The organism is Dorea sp. (assembly GCF_977044405.1).
Window position 1 is genome coordinate 73817 of the sequence record NZ_CDRRQK010000008.1, and the last position, 20186, is coordinate 94002.

Sequence of the window (20186 nt, forward strand, 5' to 3'; positions counted from 1 at the left end):
TTTTGCGTGTGTGATATTATTATATACAGATTATGAATTAGTGAGGAAAAAGAATATGGCAGTAACAATACAGCAGATTGCAGAAAGAGCGGGCGTATCCAGAGGAACCGTAGACCGGGCACTGAATAACCGGGGAAGAATCAATCCGGAAGTGGCGGAAATGGTGAAAAAAACCGCAGAAGAGATGGGATATGTGCACAAATCAAGAAAAAGACAAAAGAACACATCAGGTAAAAAGAAAATCGGAATCGTAACGCAGTTATCGGGATCTTCGTTTATGCTGGAAGTAAATCGTGGGATTCAGACCGGAAAAAAAGAACTGGAAGAGCTTGGTATGGAAGTTCTGGTCAAGGAGAATGCTTCTGTAAGGGAAGATGATCAGCTGCGTGCAATTGATGAGCTGGTCAAAGAAGGCATCCAGGGACTTGCACTTATGCCGGTAGATACAGAAGCTGTCAGGGAAAAGCTGAACTGGCTGGTGAATGAGAAGAAGATCCCGGTAGTAACATTTAACTCGGATATCGTAGGAACCAGGAGATGCTGTTTTGTCGGAATGGATAATAAATTAAGCGGACAGACGGCAGCAGGATTATTTGGGATGATGACAAGAGGTGTCGGAAAAATTCTTGTTATTACAGGATATTTCAGCAGTATGTTGAATAATTCCCGTGTGGATGGATTCGTAGAAGAGATAAAGAACATTTCCCCGAAGCTTGAGATCGCAGGTGTGCAGGGAAGTTTTAATAATGCAGAAGAAGTAGAACGCATAATTGAAAATGCAATGATGAGCATATCCGGAATCAACGGAATCTTTGTCGTATCAGGAGGACAGGAAGGAATCGTGCAGGCATTTAAAAAGCTGGGAGTCGAGCAGCGGCCGTATGTTGTTATCTATGACCAGACAGCCAAAAATGAGGCACTGTTAAAAGAAGGAACCGCGGACTTCCTGATCGACCAGAATGGGTTTGAACAGGGATACAGACCGCCTAGAATTCTTGCAGATATTTTACTGAACGGACTGTATCCGGAAAAAGAATATCTGTATACAGGCATCGATATCAAGACGAAATACAATCTGTAATACAGGAAGATAAAAGCAGGTGGGGATATGAGAAAGATCATCAGAGGCATCGTTATCCTGCTTACAGCAGGAATGTTAAGTACCGGATGTACAGACAAAAAGACATATCAAAGCTCTACGGACCGCTACATCGTAGGCGTTGTGACAAAATCAAACAGCAGTGAATACTGGTTATCTGTAAGTTCCGGAATGGAAGCTGCGGCAGCAAAATACAATATGGACGTTATCATATTGTCGCCGGATTCCGAGCTTGATAGGGAAGTACAGGAAAAACAGGTGGAAAAACTGATCAGCCAGAATGTGGATGCACTTGCAGTAGCACCGATTGATTCGTACTATGTGCCGGATTATCTGGAAGAATTAAAGAAAAAGAATATCATAGCAGTATCATTTGACAACGGGATGGGGTCTACAGAGCTTCCGTACATAGGAATTGATAATCATAAGACTGGATATGAGCTTGCAAAAAAACTGGCAGAGCAGCTTGGACACAAAGGACAGGTCGGAGTTGTGGCAGGAGACCTGCAGCAAAAGGGACACCGGGAGCGTGTAGAAGGTTTTAAAGAATATATGCGGACAGAAAAAGATATGAAAGTACAGTTTGTAGAAAGCGGTTATGCGAATCTTCAGATGTCAGAGCAGAAAGTAAGGGACCTGATGGAGCAGTATCCAAAGATCCGCGGGATCATGGCAACCAGTGCGGTTACAGCCATGGGACTTGTAGATGAGTTAAAAGATACCGGGATCAAGATCGTATCCGTGGATGAACAGGAAGATTCCCTGAAAGCCGTGGAAAATGGGGAGATTACTGCACTGGCAGCACAGTCCGGATATGAGATTGGATATGAGACCATTCATTATATTCAAAAACTGCGCAAGGAAAAGACACCGGAAAAAGACTATTACGTAAGTGCCCGGATACTGACACAGGATAACGTAAAAGAATACAGGAGAAAATATGAAAGTCAAGAGTATAAGAAGTAAAGTACTGATTGCGATCATCGGGATAACGCTGCTTACAGCAACGGCCATGGCTTTTGTATTCTACGGAAGATCCGCGAAGATGATCGAAGAAAATTATGTGACGGTCTTAAGTCAGAGAGTAAGACTTTTGACGGGCACGATCGATGATATGTTAAAAGATGTCTGCAACATAGATATTAAGTCATCTTGTGACAGTGAATTAAAAGAGATGCTGAAGCAGTATCTGGAAGATCAGGATGAAAGCCGGCTGAGTGATATCGCGAACCGGCTGCGGACATTTTCGAAGATGGATCCGTCGATCACTTCGATGTATCTGGTAATACCAGAGAAGAACCAGGTTGTAACAACGATGGATTATCCGGTATACAGAAGTGATATAGATGCTGGCAAGATTCTCCAGTTTGAAACAAAGATCCAGGAAAATGACGGTCCGGTGATCATGGATGATCTGGTGCATGAGGAAAGTAAATTGCTTGCATTTGCTGAGGTGGTAAAGGACACAGATGGAACAATACTGGGATACGTATGCACCAATATAGAAGAACAAAATCTACGATATGATTATATGGAAGACCCGGCGAATCAGGAACTTGACCAGATCAAACTGATCGGAGATGGCAAAGTCATTGCAACAAGGGAAGTATCCCAGATAGGCAGATCATTTTCAGAAGAAAAATATAAAAAATGGATCCGTCATTCAGAGACAGCAGGAGCGGATAAAAAGAATATTTACATTTATTGCGAAGGAAGCTTCTCCAGGTGTGGGATCTTTGCGAGTGTGAAGAAGCAGGCGGTATTAAGTGACCTGATGCAGATGAGAAAATATATATTTGGAATAGCAGCGGGATTTGGAATCCTTGCTCTTATGGCAGCAATCTATATATCAAGGATTGTGTACAGACCGGTGCAAAAGCTGATGACGGCAATGAAAGCTGTATCGGATGGCGAGATGGATACAAGAGCAGAAATAGTCTCAAAAGACGAGATTGGACTTGCAGCAGAAGAATTCAACCGGATGCTTGACCGTATCGAAGAGCTGATCAGGCAGTTGATCCAGGAAGAAAAAAAGAAAAAAGACGCAGAGCTAGAAGCCCTGCAGTATCAGATTACGCCGCATTTTATGTATAATACATTGAATTCCATAAAGTGTTATGCACTGATCCACGGACAAAAGGAGATTGCCACCGTGATTGAAGATTTCGTAGAGCTTCTTCAGACTTGCATCCGGAAAAAGGGTACATTTCTTACGGTAGCAGAAGAAGTGCAGGTCCTGGAAAATTATATTCATCTTCAGGAATTCCGGAATGGAGAAAATTATCAGGTGGAATATAAGATAGAGTGGGAAGCGCAGCAGTGCAAGATACCAAGGCTGATCTTACAGCCGCTGGTGGAAAATGCCATTATACATGGACTGGATCTTAAGAATGACAAGAAAAAGTTAACCATAGAAGCTTATACTTCTGATTCCAGACTTTATCTTACGGTAAAAGATAACGGAAGAGGTATGTCAGAAGAACAGATTGAAGAATTGCTGCAAAAGAAAGGTAAGAAGACAAAGGGACTTACAGCAGTCGGGATCCCGAATATACAGGACAGGTTAAACTTATATTATGGAAGACAGGCAAAACTTACACTGAAAAGTGAAGGAGAAGGAACGACAGCCACGATTTATCTGCCTGTGAATAGAGGTGAGGATGAAGAATGATGAAAAAAGCATTACTTGCGGACGATGACTTTCTGGTGCGGAGTTATCTGAAGATGTTATCGTCATGGGAAAAAGCAGGGTTTGAGATCACAGCAGATGTAAGAGATGGAGAAGAAGCACTGGAGGTATTAAATAAAGAGCCGGTGGATCTTGTGGTCACAGATATTGCGATGCCATTGATGGACGGAATAGAACTGATAAAGGCAATCAGAAAAAAATACCCGGATATTTACGTGATCGTACTTAGCTGCCATGACGAATTCGAATATGTAAAGCAGGCAATGAAAGAAGGTGCAGATGAGTACGTACTGAAAAATACACTGAATGAAGACAGTCTGTACACGGTATTACAGACGGCACAGGAAAATATAAAAAAAGAAAATGCCGGACCAAAGACAGACGAAAGTATGAATGAATCCAAAGTATATCCATCGGAAAAACCAACAGGAACAATGAATGAAAAATTCCTGTTCTTTAACCAGATACTGGCCGGGACTCTAGCAGAAGAAGAGCGGGAAAAAGAAAGAGTACGTCTGGGAATCCGTGGAAAATATCAGAACAGTGCAGTGATCGTAATCAGACAGGAAGAAAAAGAACATAGCGATGACCCGCTGGAAGGAGCAAGAAAAGAGCAGGAAAGTCTGGAATTCTGTGGACACTTCCGGGAACAGCTCTGCGAAAAAGAACCAGAGACAGAGCAGGAACTGATCTATCTTGGAAATGGTACATACTGCTGCTTCCTGGATCTGTCAGGAGAATATAAAAGCAGCGTGATGTATCAGAAGCTGACAGGGCTTGCATCTGCCTGCTATAAGATATGCAAAGAAGAAAAAATGCAGTATAAGATTGGGGTCAGCAATATCTGTATGGGAACAGAGGCTCTTAGAATGGCATATCAGCAGGCAAGACTTATGATAAAGAGTACATTTTATGAAAAAGATGGAATTGCCTATTATGAGACAGACAAGGCTATGGGAAAAGAGCTTCCAAAAGAGGCCGGAAAGCTTCTTGACCAGGCAGACAGACTTAAGAGAAAGAATGAAAAAGATACATTTCTTTCTATGGCAGAAGAAACTGTGGATGCATTCAAAAGAGAAAGGAGCGAAAGCCAGATCGTACAGCAGTGGTACCGGAAGCTAGAGCAGATATTACAGATAGAAAACGCTGGAAGAGAACATAGCTGGTCCTATATAGGAGAAGTCAAAGCACAGCTTGCTAATCTGGCAGAGGAAGCATTTGAATATAATAATCCGGAGATTCCGGAAGATTTAAGCCAGCCGGTCAAGATCGCAGCGGACTATGCATGTGCACATTACAGGGAGTCTATAGGCCTTGGAGATGTGGCAGATGCGGCCGGGGTCAACAGTACGTATCTGAGTTACCTGTTCAGTCAGGAGATGGGGATTGGGTTTGCCAATTATCTTCTGAATCTTAGGATGGAACATGCAAAACGTCTGCTGCGCGAGACAGATCTTAAGATGTGGCAGGTTGCAGAAGAGTCGGGATTTAATGACTATCATTATTTTTCAAAGGTCTTTAAAAAGGCAGAAGGAATGAGTCCGGCACATTACAGAAAACATGCCGGATAATGGTATAAAAATTAATAAAAAAATACATAAAAGAAAATAGTGACAAGCATAGAGAAAACAGAGGTTTTTACAAAAAGTAAAAATCTCTGCTTTTTTATACAAAAGTATGTAAGAGAAGCTGCCGGCAGCAGGTTATGCAGAGGTCAAAGGATACAGGAAAAGCTGCTGGCAGCAGGACCAGGATCACGCATATGAAAAAATGCACGCATCCAGACCTAAAGAAAAAACCCAAAAATAGTGCAGGAAAAAGAGCATAAACACAACCTGAAAAAAGTACCCAAAAAAACATCTAAAAATAAAATACACGCATCGAAAGATTCTCCCAATATGCGTAAGCAGCAATTCTTAGTAAGATATAGTCACAAAGAGAACACGAAAGAAAATAAAAAACAACAAACAAAAAGCATCAAAAAGAAATGATGAAAAAGTAGTAACAAAAAAGAAAAGAGAGGTAAGAAAGATGTTCGACAAAGAGAAAGTAAAACTTGGAATTGCACCAATCGCATGGACCAACGATGACATGCCAGATCTTGGAAGTGAGAATACATTTGAACAGTGTGTAAGTGAGATGGCACTGGCAGGATTCACAGGATCTGAGGTGGGAAACAAGTATCCAAAAGATACAAAAGTCCTGAAGCAGGCACTGGATCTCCGGGGTGTAGAGATCTGCAACCAGTGGTTCTCAGCATTCCTGATTACAAAACCATTCGAAGAAGTAGAGAAAGAATTCCGTGCACAGCTTGCATATTTAAAAGAGATGGGAGCAAAGGTCATCGGAGCATCTGAACAGAGCTACAGCGTACAGGGCATGCTTGATACACCAATTTTTGGACACAAATATGTCATGAACGATGAAGAATGGAAGACTTTCTGTGAGGGAATGAACAAACTGGGTAAGATCGCAAAAGACGAATATGGAATCGCACTTACCTTCCATCATCACATGGGAACGGTTGTACAGAATGCAGACGAAGTAGAACGCATGATGGCAAATACAGATCCGGAATACGTAAGCCTTTTATTCGACACCGGACATTTTGCATACTGCGGGGAAGATCCACTTGAGATGGCTACGAAATATGCAGACAGAATCAAACATGTACATCTCAAAGACATCAGAAAAGACATGGTAGAAAAAGTAAAGAAAGAGAACTTAAGCTTCCTGGATGGCGTAAGAATGGGAACATTTACCGTACCAGGAGATGGAGATATCGACTTTGATCCAATTTTTAAAGTACTGGAAGAATCCGGATATACAGGCTATATGGTAGTAGAAGCCGAGCAGGATCCGGCAAAAGCTAATCCACTGGAATATGCACTGAAAGCAAGAAAATTCATTTCAGAAAAGACAGGATTATAGAAGAAAAATACAATCTGCAAACAAAATCATTAAAAAATACCGGGAGATTCCCAAAAGGGATAAAAACGGAACTGGACAAGAATATATAAAATAAAAAATTATAAACGCGAAAAGGAGAAGAAAAAATGGTTAACGTAGGAATTATCGGAGCAGGAAGAATCGGAAAAGTACATGTAGAAAGTATCTGCACACAGGTAAAGGATGCAAAAGTCAAGATGCTTGCAGACCCATTTATGAATGATGCGACTGAAAAATGGGCAAAAGGTATGGGTGTAGAAGCAGTTACAAAGGATTATAAAGAAATCCTTGCAGATCCAGAGATTGATGCAGTACTGATCTGCTCATCAACGGATACACATTCCCCAATCTCAGTAGAAGCAATCAAAGCAGGAAAGCATGTATTCTGTGAAAAACCAATCGATCATGATGTAGCAAAGATCAAAGAAGTCATCGATGCATTAAAAGACAGCAATGTAAAATACCAGGTAGGATTTAACAGAAGATTCGATCACAACTTCGAAGCAGTACAGAAAGCAGTTGCAGATGGAAAAATCGGAGATACACATATTATCAAGATTACATCCAGAGATCCGGAACCACCATGCGCAGACTATGTAAAGGTATCAGGAGGAATCTTCCTGGATATGACCATCCATGATTTTGATATGGTACGTTTCCTTGCAGGATGCAATGCGACAGAAGTATACGTAGAAGCAGCCGTACTCGTAGACCCTGCAATCGGAGAAGCAGGGGATGTAGATACCGCAGTGATTACTCTTAAGATGGAAAATGGAGCAATCGCAGTTATTGATAATTCAAGAAAAGCAGCTTACGGATACGATCAGAGAGCAGAAGTATTCGGATCAAAAGGAATGGTAGCGGTATCCAATGATTCTACATCATCAGCAGTTATCAGCAGCGCAGACGGAGTCACAGGCGAGAAGCCATTATACTTCTTCCTGGAGCGTTATATGGCAGCATATGCAAAAGAAATCAAATGCTTTATCGAAGCAATCGAAAATGATACAGATACACCACTTGGCGTTATGGATGGACTGCAGCCGGTACTTATGGGACTTGCAGCTAAAAAATCCCTGGAAGAACACCGCCCGGTTAAAATATCTGAAATCACAGTCTAAGTAAAAGCGGTATAAACTTGCAGAGCCTTCAACAGACAGAATTTGATACATGACAAAATAACAGAATGCTTTGGAGAAATGATAAGAAAAAGATCTGTGAGAAAAAAGCTTACAGATCTTTTTCTGGCTTTAGTGGAATGAAAAGGAGAGGATAAACGTGGAAGAAAAAAAGGCGAATAACGCAGCAAATGGAAAACTGTCATGGCCGGTCAGATTATCTTATGCCGGAGGCGACGTGGCATGTAATGTAGTATTTGGTATGGTCGGAACACTGCTGACACTTTTTTACACAGATTATGTAGGAGTTGCAGCTGCAACCGTAGGTCTGATCATGCTGGCATCCCGTTTCTTCGATGGATTTTCTGATATGATCATGGGAATCATCGTAGAAAAAACCAATTCCAAATGGGGAAAATCAAGACCGTGGATCTTGTGGATGAGCGTACCATATGCGCTGTCTGCAATCCTGTTATTTACGGTACCGCATACTATGGGAATGGTTCAGTCAATCTATATCTTTGTAACGTATAACTTCTGTACAACCGTATGTTATACAGCCATCAACCTGCCATACGGAAGTCTCTCGGCAATGATGACACGGGTATCATCAGAACGAGACATGTTAAGTGTCGTAAGAATGGGATTATCCCCGCTTGGTAAAATCATTGCAGTTACCTGTACAACACCACTGGTCAAATTATTCGGAAATGACCAGGCTGCATGGGTAAAGACCATGACGGTATGGGCAGTGATCGCACTGATTCTTCTTCTGATCTGCTTTATCAACTGTAAAGAGACCGTTGTGATCGCAGGACAGGAAAAGGCTGAAAAGGTTCCAGTAAAAAAAGGATTGAAACTTCTTGTTACCAATCAGTATTTCTGGGCTGTATTGTTACTTTGGATGTTCCAGAGTGTATCATTTAGCGTATCCGGAACCATCTTACCATATTATTGTAAATATATTTTCCACAATGACACATGGCTTTACAGTGCATTGTATCTGACAGAGATACTGACACTCGTTGTATGCATCTTCTTATGTGCACCACTGATTAGAAAATTCGGAAAGAGAAATATCGCACTTGCCGGAAGCATAATTGCACTTACCGGACAGCTTTTATTTTTCTTGAATCCATACAGCATTCCGTGGATGGTAATGAGCTGTGTAGCAAGAGCGGTCGGACTTGCACCTTTGAATGCAGTCGTATTCGGTATGATAGGTGATGTAGTAGAGTTTGGACAATGGAAGACACATGTACGTCAGGAAAGTCTGATCTTCGCCGGTGGTTCTATTGGAACTAAGGTCGGTGCAGGTGTGGCATCTGCGGTTATGACTGGACTTCTTTCTATGGGAGGATATATCAGTAGTGCAGCCGGAAATGTGACACAGCCGGACAGTGCATTACATATGATTATAAATATCTATAAAGTTGGCCCAATGGTTGTTGCAGGCGGTGTACTTTTAGTTCTTCTGTTCTATCATCTGGATAAACAGTATCCGGACATTATGAAAGAACTGATTGAGCGTGAAGCGAAGGGAGAGATGTAAGATGAAGGAGCATACCATTGTTACCATCAGCCGTCAGTATGGAAGTGGCGGAAGAGAGATCGCGGAAATACTGGCCAAAAAGATGCAGGTCCGCTGCTATGACAGACAGATCGTATATCTGGCAGCAGAAAAAGTGGGAAATGCAGATCTGGATATAGAAAATATTCTGGAAGAAGCATACAAAGTACCAACCGGACACAGTCAGTTCTTTGGGGGCTTCGGAATTGGAAGCGATGTGATCCCTGATTATAATAAGATGTATAAAGAACAGGCGGCTCTGATACGGAAACTGGCAGAAAAATCGGGCGGCGTATTCCTTGGAAGGTGTGCCGATGCGGTTCTTTCCGATGTGAAGAACTGCTATCATATATTCATCTATGCGGATGATGATTTCCGGGAAAAAAGAAGCAAAGAAGCTTACGACGGTATTTCGTTAAAGGAGATGGACAGAGAAGACGTATCCAGACAGCGTTACTATAATTATTACACAGGAAGAACATGGGGCGATCCGTTGAACTATGATCTGATGCTGAATACCAGTCACATAGAACTGGAAGATGCTGCGGATATGATATTTGCATATATTGAAAAAGTACAAAACAGATAGAAAAATTTTTATGAAATATTTTGATGAAGGAACTCATCCTGAGGACAAAGCAGGGATGAGTTCTTTTTTTGACATATCAGGGAAAATATCCTGCATCATGGATCTCTGCGTGTAAAATATTTTAACTGTCCGCGGATTTTCTTTTTCTGATCTTCACTTACCGGAATCTGGATGCCCCCATTTAGTTGAAGTTTGGAAGCTTTCCATCCAAATATATAATTACAATTGACAAGAAAGGACTGATGGGTACGGAGAAACGGGGCTTCCAGTTTCAGAATCTCATGTTCAACATCGTTTAATTTGCCATAGAAGTCCATTTTCTTTCCATCCAGCTTATGAAGGATAACTTTACGCCGGTTGCTTTCGAAATACAGGATATCCCGGATACGGATCAACTGCAGCTGGCGTCCGCGCTTGAAGAGAAAATATTTTCCTTCTTTGTGAATTCTTTCGACAGCATCCATAAAATATCTCTGGAACAAGGAAGAATCCAGCGGCTTTTCTAAAAAGCGGAAGACTCCGATTTCAAATAATTCCCGGAAATATATACCGGAATGAGAAATGAACAGGATCAGAGAATCGACCCCGGCATTTCGAAGCTTTTTTGCAGTGAGCAAACCGCCGGGCTCTGTATCGGCGTCCAGAATGATCAGCGGATAATCAGCGCCTGTCCGGAATTTTTCTTCCAGTTCTGTTCCGTTATAAAAGATGTCTGTATGTATCATAAGCTTTTCCTGCATGGCAATGCCATGTAACAGGGATTCGATTTCGGATATATAAGAAGCATCATTATTGCAAAGTGCAACATGAATCATAATTATCACCTCATTGTGTTAGTTTTAGTGTGTTATATGGTGCCAATAGCAAGTTTTGTAGATTATAGGTCATTTGAGAAGGAAGAAAAGTAACATGTAATAATTGGACGGTGAAATGTAAAAATTATAACAATACGTCAGACATGTATAGCGATTTTAGATAAATTTTGTGATAAAATAAGAAAAAAAGATATTACAATTACACTCTGGCAGAAGAATCACTGGAACAATTAAGGCGTTATGAGCTTATGATGGCTGGAAAGGAAGGATTCGTATGAAAAATTATTCAGAAGATGCAAACAGACAGTATCATATACAGGTAGCCAAAGGAGAAGTAGGACGTTATGTGATCATGCCTGGAGATCCGGGAAGATGTGAAAAGATTGCCAGCTATCTGGAAGAACCAGAGAAGATTGCAGTAAACCGGGAATTCACGACATATACAGGCATGCTGGATGGTGAAAAGGTCAGTGTGACATCGACTGGAATCGGAGGACCGTCCGCAGCAATTGCAATGGAGGAACTCTACCGGTGCGGTGCAGATACATTTGTAAGAATCGGTACATGCGGGGGCATGCATCCGGAAGTAAAAAGCGGGGATATTGTCATAGCAACGGGAGCAATCCGCATGGAAGGAACCAGTAAAGAATATGCACCAATTGAATATCCTGCAGTTGCAGACTTTGATGTAACCAATGCACTGGTACGATCAGCACGAGAAAATAACTGCGATTATCACACCGGAGTCGTCCAGTCCAAGGATGCGTTCTACGGACAGCATGAACCAGAAGCAATGCCGGCAGGTTATGAACTTATGAACAAATGGGAAGCCTGGAAGAAAATGGGATGTCTGGCTTCAGAGATGGAATCAGCCGCTCTTTTTATCGTAGCAGGAAAGCTGCATGTAAGAGCCGGAGCCTGCTTCCTTGTAATGGCCAATCAGGAACGGGAAAAACAGGGGTTATATAATCCGGTGGTGCATGATACAGATATGGCAGTGCGTACAGCAGTAGGTGCGGTGAGGAATCTGATCGCTGCTGACATATAATAAAAGTGGGGAAAACAAGATGAGTAAGACAGAAAAAATGACAATTCAGGATATTACGAAAGATATGATCAAGACAGCAATCGAACAGCTTAAATACTCCTATACACCATATTCAGGATTCAAGGTAGGAGCAGCACTTCTGGCAGAAAATGGAACCATATATACAGGATGTAATATAGAAAATGCAGCTTATACACCGACAAACTGTGCAGAGCGGACTGCATTTTTTAAAGCCGTAAGCGAGGGCGTAAAAGATTTCCGTGCAATCTGTATCGTAGGAGGAAAAGACGGAGTCCTGACAGAGTACGCACCACCATGCGGGGTATGCAGACAGGTGATGATGGAGTTCTGTGACCCGGATAAATTCGAGATTATTCTTGCAACAGATACGGAACATTATGATATCTACACATTAAAGGAGCTGTTGCCGCTGGGATTTGGGCCAGGGAATCTGAAATAAAGGATGTAGATTTCAGAGAGAAAGAGTAAGGAAAGATCTGACTTATGACAGAGACTACACAACTGACAGTAAGGATATAAGAATAGCTGGTATAGTAAGGAGTAAAAACATATGACAAGAGATAAATTAACAGAGCTTCCCAAGGTGGAGTTACACTGCCATCTGGATGGATCACTGAGCCGGGAATTTATAGAAAGAAGACTGAATCGAAAGGTATCACAAAGTGAACTCAGTGTGTCAGACGATTGCAGAAGCCTGAATGAATATCTGGAAAAATTCGACCTTCCGGGGAAATGTATCATGGACGAGGAAGGCCTTAGTGAAGCCGGATATGATGTACTAAAGAGCATGAAGCAGGAAAATGTCTGCTATGCAGAGATCCGTTTTGCACCACTTTTGTCAGAAACAGAGGATATGAACTGTGCAAAAGTAATCGAAGCACTGCTGGCAGGACTTGAAAAAGGGAAAAAGGACTTTGGAATTGAATATGGTGTGATCACATGTGCCATGCGTCATCACAGCGAAGAAGAAAACCGCCGTATGATCCGCACCGCCAGGGAATATCTGGGATACGGCGTATGTGCAGCAGATCTGGCAGGAGCTGAGGCGTTATATCCCATGTCAGAATTCATGGAATTATTTCAAGAGACTAAAAAACTTGGCATGCCATTTACCCTGCACGCAGGAGAATGCGGAAGTGTGCAGAACATCCTGGACTCAGTAGAAGCAGGAGCCGGAAGAATCGGACATGGAATCGCAATGCGTGGACACAGGGAGGTACAAAAAGAACTGCAAAGAAAAGGAATCGGTATCGAAATGTGTCCGGTCAGCAACCTTCAGACAAAAGCAGTAGAAAGCACAAAAGACTATCCAATGCGTGAATTTCTGGATAATGGATTGAAAGTAACAGTGAACACCGACAACCGCACAGTAAGTAACACAACACTTACAAAAGAACTGGCATTTATCCAGAAAACCTATGGAATCACAGATGAAGAGATCCGTCTTATGATGAAAAATGCAGTGGATGTGGCATTCGCAGATGATGCGGTGAAGGAAAGAATCTTAAAGAGATTATGATGTGAAAAGGAATTATATTCTTTGCGCTTATATCGTAGTGATGAATACAGAATAAAATGGTAAATAAAAAGGTGGGACATATATGTATAAAAAAATAGACAAATGCCTGAAAAGTATAAGAGAAAAAACAGATTTTAGGCCGGAAAAAGCAGTGATCCTTGGATCGGGACTCGGAGATTATGCGGAAAAAATCAAGATTGAAAAAATTGTAAAATATACAGAAATCGAAGGATTCCCGGTATCCACAGTACAGGGACACAAAGGACAATTCGTATTCGGATACGTAGGAGAAGTCCCGGTTGTATTAATGCAGGGAAGAGTACATTATTACGAAGGCTATACGATGCAGGACGTAGTACTCCCAACCAGACTGATGGGTATGATGGGAGCCAAAAAGATTCTCCTTACCAACGCAGCCGGCGGTGTGAATCCATCATTTAAACCGGGAGATTTCATGATGATCACCGATCATATTACAACAGCAGTACCAAGCCCGTTGATCGGACCAAATATAGAAGAACTTGGAACAAGATTTCCTGATATGAGTGAAGTATACAGCAGAAGAATACAAGATATAATAAGAGAAAGCGCAAAAGACTGTGGAATAGAGCTAAAAGAAGGTGTATATGTACAGCTGACCGGACCAAACTATGAGACACCGGCAGAAATCCGCATGGTCAGAAGCTGGGGCGCAGACGCAGTCGGCATGAGCACCGCATGCGAAGCTATGGCAGCAAGACACATGGGAATGGAAGTATGCGGAATCTCCTGCATCACCAACATGGCAGCAGGAGTCAGCAAAGAAAAACTAAACCACGCAGAAGTACAGAAAACCGCAGACCGCGTGGCGGTGGATTTTGCGAAACTGGTGACGGAAGTTATAAAGAAGATGTAATTGCTGTTTAATACATTAATTTGGGTTGGATTCCCGGTTCTTGCGTATGCCTTGGTATAAGATCTGGTCCGCGACTCCATGAAGCAAGAAGTAGTAAGAGAGCCTGAATTCCCTAAAAGCAACAGAAAGCAAACCCAAACTCGACCTTCGTCTCAAACAGTGGATTTGCTTTCTGTTAACGGGAATCCAGACTCTCTAACTACTTCTAAGCCTCATTCCGAATGCTACCCAGCCCTTATACCAAGGCATACGCAAGTCGCGACTGGCAGGCGATAATTAATGTATTAAATGGAGGGCGTAACTGAGGATGCTTACCCCGGCAGTTCTTTTTATGATACTCCCGGGGTAAGCACTCACAATTACGCCCTCCAACTATTTCATACACTACCGCCTGCCAATCACGACATGAGAAAGCGCTGGTATCCTGTTTGCAGCGTTTTTTGGCGCGATGTGTAGAAGTTCTTAGGTAGTTTGACTTTCCGTTAAAGGGACGGAGCGACACTGTTTGAGGCGCATGCCGAGTTTGGAGCGGAGGCCCTTTCGTCCTTAGGAAAGTCGGACTGCCTTAGAACTTCTGCATCGTGACATCTAGCAGCAGACAGGATACCAGCGCTTTCTCATGGACCGAGAGGCCACCATGAACTAGTGTATTAAACAGCAAACATATTATTTTGAAAAGATGTGCTTTATCAACACATACATCACAATTGCAAACGCAAACAGATACCCTATCACCCCGATTGCCGGAATTCCCCATATCTTCGGCTTCATATTGGTGGTGCAGATGATGCTGGAGCTGATAAGAAGAGCCATGACCCAGAGTCCCATGACCACATTTCTTACCAGACGCCGCAGCAGCTGCGCCAGATCATTAGATGCATGCAGGTCCAGATTGACTCTGGTCTGGCCTTTCATAAGACCGTGAAGTGCATCTGCTGCAAGCCCAGGAACTTCTACCGCTTTATGCATCGAACGGTAAATATTCTTTCCTGCATGCTTTAGTTCCTTTTTCCAGTCGAAATCCTTCCACATGATTTCCGAAATATGTCTGGAGGCAATCTCAATCATATTGATCTGTGGAGCAATATCTGCCAGTACCCCTTCCATGTTGGTCAGCCCTCTTGCCAGCATTGTAAGGCCATGCGGCATACGGATCTTATTTTCTTTCATGACCTCCATCAGATCCATCATCACTTCAGCAATGTCTATTTCTCCCATATCCAAGGAACCATATTTTGACATCAGTTCACTGATATCTTCGTATAGTATACTTTGATCTGGTTTTTCTTTGAATTCTCCCAATGCCATAACTGCTTCCTGGATCATGCCGATATCATTCTCTGCAATACCGCGGATTGCCTTACCGATCAGTTCTTTGTCCCGTTCCGTCAGTCTTCCCATCATCCCCATATCAATCCATACGATCTTTCCATCCTGAACTTTTACATTTCCCGGATGAGGATCTGCATGGAAGAAACCATCTTCCATGACCTGTTTGATATAGTTATCGATGAGTTTTGCTCCTATTTCTTCCAGATCATACCCATCTGCCAGAAGCTTTTCTTTATCATCGATTGCGGGACCTTCGATATACTCCATAACCAGAACATGCATGGTTGTATATTCCTGATATAATCTTGGTGTTCTTACATACACAATTTCTGCATTCCGTCTGGCGAATTCTTCCATGTTCGATGCTTCTGTGAGAAAATTCATCTCTTCTCTTGTTACATTCCAAAGTTCATCCAGTACCTGGTCAAAATCAGCCATTCCTTTCAAACTGATCGGCGGCATCAGCTTCACTGCTTTCCTAAGAAGCCCGATATCCCTTGCCATAATTTCATAGATGCCTTTTCGCTGGACTTTTATAACAACCTGTTCTCCACTTATCAGTTCTGCACGGTGTACCTGCGCGATGGATGCCGAACCAAGAGGTGTCTCAGAAATGGAAGTAAAAATCTCACTCCACGGACAGCCATATGCCTGTTCGATCACTTCTTTTACTTCTTCGAATCCCATCGGTGTTACTTCGGAACGCAGACGCATCAATTCATCGCAGTACCGTTTGGGCAGGATGTCTGAATGCAGTGACATAATCTGACCAATCTTAATATAAGTAGGCCCCAGATCCTCCAGTATCATCCGGAGTTTCTGAGGCGTAACCCCTCGGGTAATTCCATATTTATGAAGTACGGATGTGATTTCCTTCAACCTGTTACGGTATTCTTTGGATTCTTCCTTACTCATGAACCTGTTCCTCTTTAAATTTCTTCACTCTTAGCTGTTCCGTCATATGCAGCTTCTTCTGTCGTTTCTTCATCAGCAATTTCTTCACCGACAGCTTCTTCTGCATCCTCTACGGTCTCTGCCGCTTCGAATTCTTCCTGCTTTTTCTCCATCTCATCGATTCTCTGTTTCAATAATGCCATCTGTTCCGGAGTCATTTTATCCAGAAGCTCGTCTAGTTCCTCTGGTGTTGATGTCTTTACTTTTACATTCACCTTGTCTTTTACCGTTGATTTGATATTATGCTTTAATTCTTCATTGAGAGCCTTTCCCTGCTCAACGGTCAGTTCTCCTTTTTTCACCATCTCATCCAGGAGTTCTTTAGATTTTTCTCCTGTTACTGCTACTGCTCCGATTCCTGCAAATAATACTTTCTTTAATCCGTTTCCTAATTTTTCCATAGCCATTCTCCTTTCGATGTCTATAAAGGCAGGTTTTCCAAAAGTTTTGGAAGAAATATGATCATTCCTGCAATTGCCGCCATAATTGCTGCAATCAGCACTGCTCCTGCTGCCGCATCTTTTGCAAGCTTTGCGAGTGGCTTTCTTTCTTCTGTGACCAGATCTACCACTGCTTCTACTGCTGTGTTCACAATTTCAAGCGCCATGACAAGCCCAAACAATGTCAGGCAGATACACCATTCCACCGGTGTAATATGAAATACAAATCCTGCAATCACCACACACACCATTGCCGCACAATGAATCTTCATATTCCGTTCTTTTGATACCACTGCAAATATCCCGGCAAATGCATAGCCGAAGCTTTTATACAATGGATCTTTCTTTTGTTTCTTCATCTTTGTACCTGTCCTTTGTTTTCTTACATTTTAGCACATTTCATTTAAATTTACACAAACATTGTGTATTTTTTGTTTTATTTTCAAAATTTTACAAATAAAAAAGCAAACAAAAAGAAGATCAAAGATTTTTTATCCATTCTTTGATCCTCTTTTATCCTATCTTATATCTTCTTATATCTTCAAAAAAACTGTTAGTAGATGCTTCACTATCATTTTACTTCAAGCCAGCCGGGACACTGAAAAATCCACTTTTTCACGTTCCCATGGCTCCCCGTTAAGCGTTCTCTGCCTTAATTCCTTCCACGACCCGCTTATTCTTCTCTTCCACATTCAGTCTTGCTGTAAAATCTTTTGTCTCTTTTACAACTACTTTGCTAAGAGCAAGCAGTGCAACCAAGTTCGGGAATGCCATCAGTGCATTAAAGATATCTGCAATATTCCAAACTGCTGCAACAGTCATATATGGTCCGATAAATACACACAGAATATATAACCAGCGGTATGCTTTTACTGCTTTCATATTCTTGTTAAACAGATATTCCAGGCAGCGTTCTCCGTAATAATCCCATCCGAGAATGGTTGTAAATGCAAAGAATACCAGACAAAGCATCAATGCGAATGACGCTACAACCGGTGGGAACGGAAGTCCCTTCTGGAATGCTGCTGTCGTAATTGCCACACCTTCCAGTCCTGTATTCCATGTTCCTGTAATTACGATAGAAAGTCCTGTCATCGTACAGATTACGATTGTATCAATAAATGTTCCAGTCATTGACACCAGTCCCTGTCTTGCAGGTTCTTTTGTCTGAGCTGCTGCCGCTGCGATTGGAGCACTTCCAAGTCCGGATTCATTGGAGAAGATTCCTCTTGCAATACCTTTTTGCATTGCAACTACCATTGTACCCATCGCTCCACCTGCCAGTGCGCTTCCTGTAAATGCTGATTTTACGATTGTGACAATTGCTCCAGGGATTGCTGTAAGATGTGTCAGCATAATAATAAGCGAAAGAGCTACGTACAATACTGCCATAAATGGAACTACAATCTCAGATACTTTCGCAATTCGTTTGATTCCTCCTAATACGACCAGACCTACACAAGCAGTAAGTACCAGACAGGAAATTACTGTCGCCCATGAATACTCATTGCCAAACAAAGCCACTGTATGTGCCATATCCGGATCAAAAAAGTTACGGACTGCTGATGAAATACCATTTACCTGTGTAAATGTACCAATTCCGAATAATCCTACTCCGGCACCAAAGAATGCAAATATCTTTGCCAGCCATCTAAACTTTACACCCATTCCATTTTCAATATAGTAGAATGGTCCGCCAAGCACATGCCCGTCTTCATCAATTGTACGGTATTTTACAGCCAGAAGACCTTCTGCATATTTGGTTGCCATTCCAAAAAAGGCCGCCATGATCATCCAGAACAATGCTCCAGGACCACCTGCAGAAATTGCAGTCGCCACACCTACAATGTTACCGGTACCGATAGTTGCCGATAATGCAGTACAAAGAGCTCCAAAACTGGTAACTTCTCCATGTCCATCCTCTTCATTTTTCACCATGAATTTTAACGCTTTTCCAAGATGCCTTACTTGAAGAAGGCCCAAGCGTACAGTCAGATACATACCTGTAACCAGAATTAAGATGATCAGCGGAAGTCCCCATACGACTCCGTCAAACCAGGTGATAAAAGTGTCAATACGTCCAAAAATTCCCATAATTCATTCCTCCATCCTTTTGCCTGAGAGATTTGCAGATTTGATTACCTGCTTACACCTTCGGCGCTTTTCATTTCATACGGCTTTCGAGCGTGTCAAAAAATCATTCCCGCACTCTCCTTCGCCTTCTGCTGCCTCTCTTTTTCGAATATTTCCAGCAGTTATGAAAAGACTCTCCTGAGTTTTTATGATAACGTATTCATGCAAAAGCTTTATTACGTCTTTGCTTTAGCACGATACAGTAAAGCTTAGCACGAAACATTTATCCTGACAAGAGTTTTGATAATTAAAAATACAGTTTTTATTTATAACCTGTGATTATAAATAAAAACTGTATTTCTATATCCCCAAATTTAAAATCCGAAATCTGCATAGTCTGCCGGCAGGAATCTGTGGTAAATCATATGACACCCTTCATCTTTAAAGCAGTAATAATACTCATCTTCTGATTCTTCCGGGAATCTTACCCAGAAGTCAAACTCTCCGTTATCCATATCTCCGACTCTGATTCCATCTGATTCTTTCTGGAACATCTTAAGGATATCTTCTTTTTTAATTCCATGATTCATAAGAAGCTCTACAAGTTTCTTAATGAATTCATTCTCTGCTGTATTTTCACGCACATAGACACTTCCCTGCTCCGGAATATGCAGACAAAATCTATCTTTCTTATGTGTTACACGGATATCCCCCAGTTTTTCTTTTACTTCATCCGGAAAATGTTCCAGACGCTTCTGCATCTCTTCTACATTATCATCCGCTTCAAAAAAATGATTCAACGAAATCAGCGGATAATACAGACGGATTTCTTCTTTCCTGAATCCAAGTTTTGCCTGTTCTTCTTTTATAATATCGATTAAATTCTTTTCTAAACGTTCAAATCCCATACTACTATATATTACTCCTTCTATTTTTAAGTTCTGTCTTTTTCTTATATTTGAAATTTCTGCCTGCAAACTATATTGGCTCTTAATTGACAAGCATATTTCTCATACATTATACTACATTTATAACATTTACTGTATTTTAATACCATACATTTAAGGAGGAATTT

At 41.8% G+C, this 20186-nt stretch carries 18 protein-coding genes and 1 riboswitch; of the genes, 12 read left to right on the plus strand and 6 right to left on the minus strand.

Annotation, left to right across the window (positions count from 1 at the left end; genetic code table 11):
* Nucleotides 1–55: 55 nt before the first annotated feature.
* The 8 genes from ACWJAF_RS05575 to ACWJAF_RS05610 all read left to right on the plus strand — a co-directional run bounded on the left by ACWJAF_RS05575 (nt 56) and on the right by ACWJAF_RS05610 (nt 10014).
* Complete coding sequence (locus ACWJAF_RS05575; RefSeq protein WP_448862732.1) at nt 56–1081, plus strand: LacI family DNA-binding transcriptional regulator; 1026 nt, start codon at nt 56–58, stop codon at nt 1079–1081.
* A gap of 27 nt (nt 1082–1108) precedes the next feature.
* Nucleotides 1109–2065, plus strand: coding sequence for an ABC transporter substrate-binding protein (locus tag ACWJAF_RS05580; RefSeq protein ID WP_448862734.1), 957 nt, complete (start codon nt 1109–1111; stop codon nt 2063–2065).
* The gene (locus tag ACWJAF_RS05585) at nt 2040–3770 is read left to right on the plus strand and encodes a sensor histidine kinase (RefSeq protein ID WP_448862736.1); all 1731 of its coding nucleotides are present in this window, start codon (nt 2040–2042) and stop codon (nt 3768–3770) included. Before ACWJAF_RS05580 ends, ACWJAF_RS05585 begins: the two co-directional genes overlap by 26 nt.
* Nucleotides 3767–5359, plus strand: coding sequence for a response regulator transcription factor (locus ACWJAF_RS05590; protein ID WP_448862738.1), 1593 nt, complete (start codon nt 3767–3769; stop codon nt 5357–5359). Before ACWJAF_RS05585 ends, ACWJAF_RS05590 begins: the two co-directional genes overlap by 4 nt.
* A 460-nt stretch (nt 5360–5819) precedes the next feature.
* Nucleotides 5820–6719 (plus strand): myo-inosose-2 dehydratase, encoded by a 900-nt coding sequence (iolE, locus tag ACWJAF_RS05595; RefSeq protein ID WP_448862740.1) that lies wholly within the window; start codon nt 5820–5822, stop codon nt 6717–6719.
* Nucleotides 6720–6844: 125 nt separating this feature from the next.
* Nucleotides 6845–7858, plus strand: coding sequence for an inositol 2-dehydrogenase (gene iolG / locus ACWJAF_RS05600; protein WP_448862742.1), 1014 nt, complete (start codon nt 6845–6847; stop codon nt 7856–7858).
* 157 nt (nt 7859–8015) lie between these two features.
* Nucleotides 8016–9407 (plus strand): MFS transporter, encoded by a 1392-nt coding sequence (locus ACWJAF_RS05605; protein WP_448862744.1) that lies wholly within the window; start codon nt 8016–8018, stop codon nt 9405–9407.
* 1 nt (nt 9408) lies between these two features.
* A complete protein-coding gene (locus tag ACWJAF_RS05610; protein WP_448862746.1) occupies nt 9409–10014 on the plus strand; it encodes a cytidylate kinase-like family protein in 606 nt (201 codons plus the stop codon).
* A gap of 95 nt (nt 10015–10109) precedes the next feature.
* Here the strand turns inward: ACWJAF_RS05610 and ACWJAF_RS05615 are convergent, their stop codons facing one another.
* Entirely contained in the window at nt 10110–10829 is a 720-nt protein-coding gene (locus tag ACWJAF_RS05615; protein WP_448862748.1) for a LytR/AlgR family response regulator transcription factor, read from the minus strand.
* Nucleotides 10830–11103: 274 nt separating this feature from the next.
* On the opposite strand from ACWJAF_RS05615, the gene udp reads away from it, so the two are divergent.
* The 4 genes from udp to ACWJAF_RS05635 all read left to right on the plus strand — a co-directional run bounded on the left by udp (nt 11104) and on the right by ACWJAF_RS05635 (nt 14312).
* Nucleotides 11104–11877, plus strand: a complete 774-nt coding sequence (udp, locus tag ACWJAF_RS05620; RefSeq protein WP_448862750.1) for a uridine phosphorylase — start codon at nt 11104–11106, stop codon at nt 11875–11877.
* 19 nt (nt 11878–11896) lie between these two features.
* On the plus strand, nt 11897–12337 hold the full coding sequence (cdd, locus tag ACWJAF_RS05625; RefSeq protein ID WP_448862752.1) for a cytidine deaminase: 441 nt from the start codon (nt 11897–11899) through the stop codon (nt 12335–12337).
* Nucleotides 12338–12448: 111 nt separating this feature from the next.
* On the plus strand, nt 12449–13417 hold the full coding sequence (gene add / locus ACWJAF_RS05630) for an adenosine deaminase (protein WP_448862754.1): 969 nt from the start codon (nt 12449–12451) through the stop codon (nt 13415–13417).
* An 82-nt stretch (nt 13418–13499) separates the two neighbouring features.
* On the plus strand, nt 13500–14312 hold the full coding sequence (locus ACWJAF_RS05635) for a purine-nucleoside phosphorylase (RefSeq protein ID WP_448862756.1): 813 nt from the start codon (nt 13500–13502) through the stop codon (nt 14310–14312).
* Nucleotides 14313–14978: 666 nt separating this feature from the next.
* Here the strand turns inward: ACWJAF_RS05635 and ACWJAF_RS05640 are convergent.
* The 5 genes from ACWJAF_RS05640 to ACWJAF_RS05660 all read right to left on the minus strand — a co-directional run bounded on the left by ACWJAF_RS05640 (nt 14979) and on the right by ACWJAF_RS05660 (nt 20019).
* Nucleotides 14979–16559 carry an ABC1 kinase family protein gene (locus ACWJAF_RS05640; RefSeq protein WP_448862758.1) on the minus strand — a complete coding sequence of 527 codons (1581 nt, stop codon included), beginning with the start codon at nt 16557–16559 and terminating at the stop codon, nt 14979–14981.
* A 14-nt stretch (nt 16560–16573) separates the two neighbouring features.
* Nucleotides 16574–16999, minus strand: coding sequence for a phasin family protein (locus ACWJAF_RS05645; RefSeq protein ID WP_448862760.1), 426 nt, complete (start codon nt 16997–16999; stop codon nt 16574–16576).
* A 20-nt stretch (nt 17000–17019) separates the two neighbouring features.
* Nucleotides 17020–17397 (minus strand): diacylglycerol kinase family protein, encoded by a 378-nt coding sequence (locus tag ACWJAF_RS05650; RefSeq protein ID WP_296094109.1) that lies wholly within the window; start codon nt 17395–17397, stop codon nt 17020–17022.
* Nucleotides 17398–17674: 277 nt separating this feature from the next.
* Complete coding sequence (locus ACWJAF_RS05655; protein ID WP_448862762.1) at nt 17675–19132, minus strand: alanine/glycine:cation symporter family protein; 1458 nt, start codon at nt 19130–19132, stop codon at nt 17675–17677.
* A 4-nt stretch (nt 19133–19136) separates the two neighbouring features.
* Nucleotides 19137–19230, minus strand: a riboswitch (glycine riboswitch).
* Nucleotides 19231–19485: 255 nt separating this feature from the next.
* A complete protein-coding gene (locus tag ACWJAF_RS05660; RefSeq protein WP_448862764.1) occupies nt 19486–20019 on the minus strand; it encodes a DUF3877 family protein in 534 nt (177 codons plus the stop codon).
* Nucleotides 20020–20186: the final 167 nt, after the last annotated feature.

Bases quoted from the DNA above. Each gene is read 5' to 3' on its own strand.
- ACWJAF_RS05610 (WP_448862746.1), top strand. From the start codon at position 9,409: ATGAAGGAGCATACCATTGTTACCATCAGCCGTCAGTATGGAAGTGGC.
- iolE (WP_448862740.1), top strand. From the start codon at position 5,820: ATGTTCGACAAAGAGAAAGTAAAACTTGGAATTGCACCAATCGCATGG.
- ACWJAF_RS05640 (WP_448862758.1), bottom strand. From the start codon at position 16,559: ATGAGTAAGGAAGAATCCAAAGAATACCGTAACAGGTTGAAGGAAATC.
- ACWJAF_RS05585 (WP_448862736.1), top strand. From the start codon at position 2,040: ATGAAAGTCAAGAGTATAAGAAGTAAAGTACTGATTGCGATCATCGGG.
- ACWJAF_RS05650 (WP_296094109.1), bottom strand. From the start codon at position 17,397: ATGAAGAAACAAAAGAAAGATCCATTGTATAAAAGCTTCGGCTATGCA.
- ACWJAF_RS05655 (WP_448862762.1), bottom strand. From the start codon at position 19,132: ATGGGAATTTTTGGACGTATTGACACTTTTATCACCTGGTTTGACGGA.
- cdd (WP_448862752.1), top strand. From the start codon at position 11,897: ATGAGTAAGACAGAAAAAATGACAATTCAGGATATTACGAAAGATATG.
- add (WP_448862754.1), top strand. From the start codon at position 12,449: ATGACAAGAGATAAATTAACAGAGCTTCCCAAGGTGGAGTTACACTGC.
- ACWJAF_RS05590 (WP_448862738.1), top strand. From the start codon at position 3,767: ATGATGAAAAAAGCATTACTTGCGGACGATGACTTTCTGGTGCGGAGT.
- ACWJAF_RS05645 (WP_448862760.1), bottom strand. From the start codon at position 16,999: ATGGAAAAATTAGGAAACGGATTAAAGAAAGTATTATTTGCAGGAATC.
- ACWJAF_RS05580 (WP_448862734.1), top strand. From the start codon at position 1,109: ATGAGAAAGATCATCAGAGGCATCGTTATCCTGCTTACAGCAGGAATG.
- ACWJAF_RS05635 (WP_448862756.1), top strand. From the start codon at position 13,500: ATGTATAAAAAAATAGACAAATGCCTGAAAAGTATAAGAGAAAAAACA.
- iolG (WP_448862742.1), top strand. From the start codon at position 6,845: ATGGTTAACGTAGGAATTATCGGAGCAGGAAGAATCGGAAAAGTACAT.
- ACWJAF_RS05575 (WP_448862732.1), top strand. From the start codon at position 56: ATGGCAGTAACAATACAGCAGATTGCAGAAAGAGCGGGCGTATCCAGA.
- ACWJAF_RS05660 (WP_448862764.1), bottom strand. From the start codon at position 20,019: ATGGGATTTGAACGTTTAGAAAAGAATTTAATCGATATTATAAAAGAA.
- udp (WP_448862750.1), top strand. From the start codon at position 11,104: ATGAAAAATTATTCAGAAGATGCAAACAGACAGTATCATATACAGGTA.
- ACWJAF_RS05615 (WP_448862748.1), bottom strand. From the start codon at position 10,829: ATGATTCATGTTGCACTTTGCAATAATGATGCTTCTTATATATCCGAA.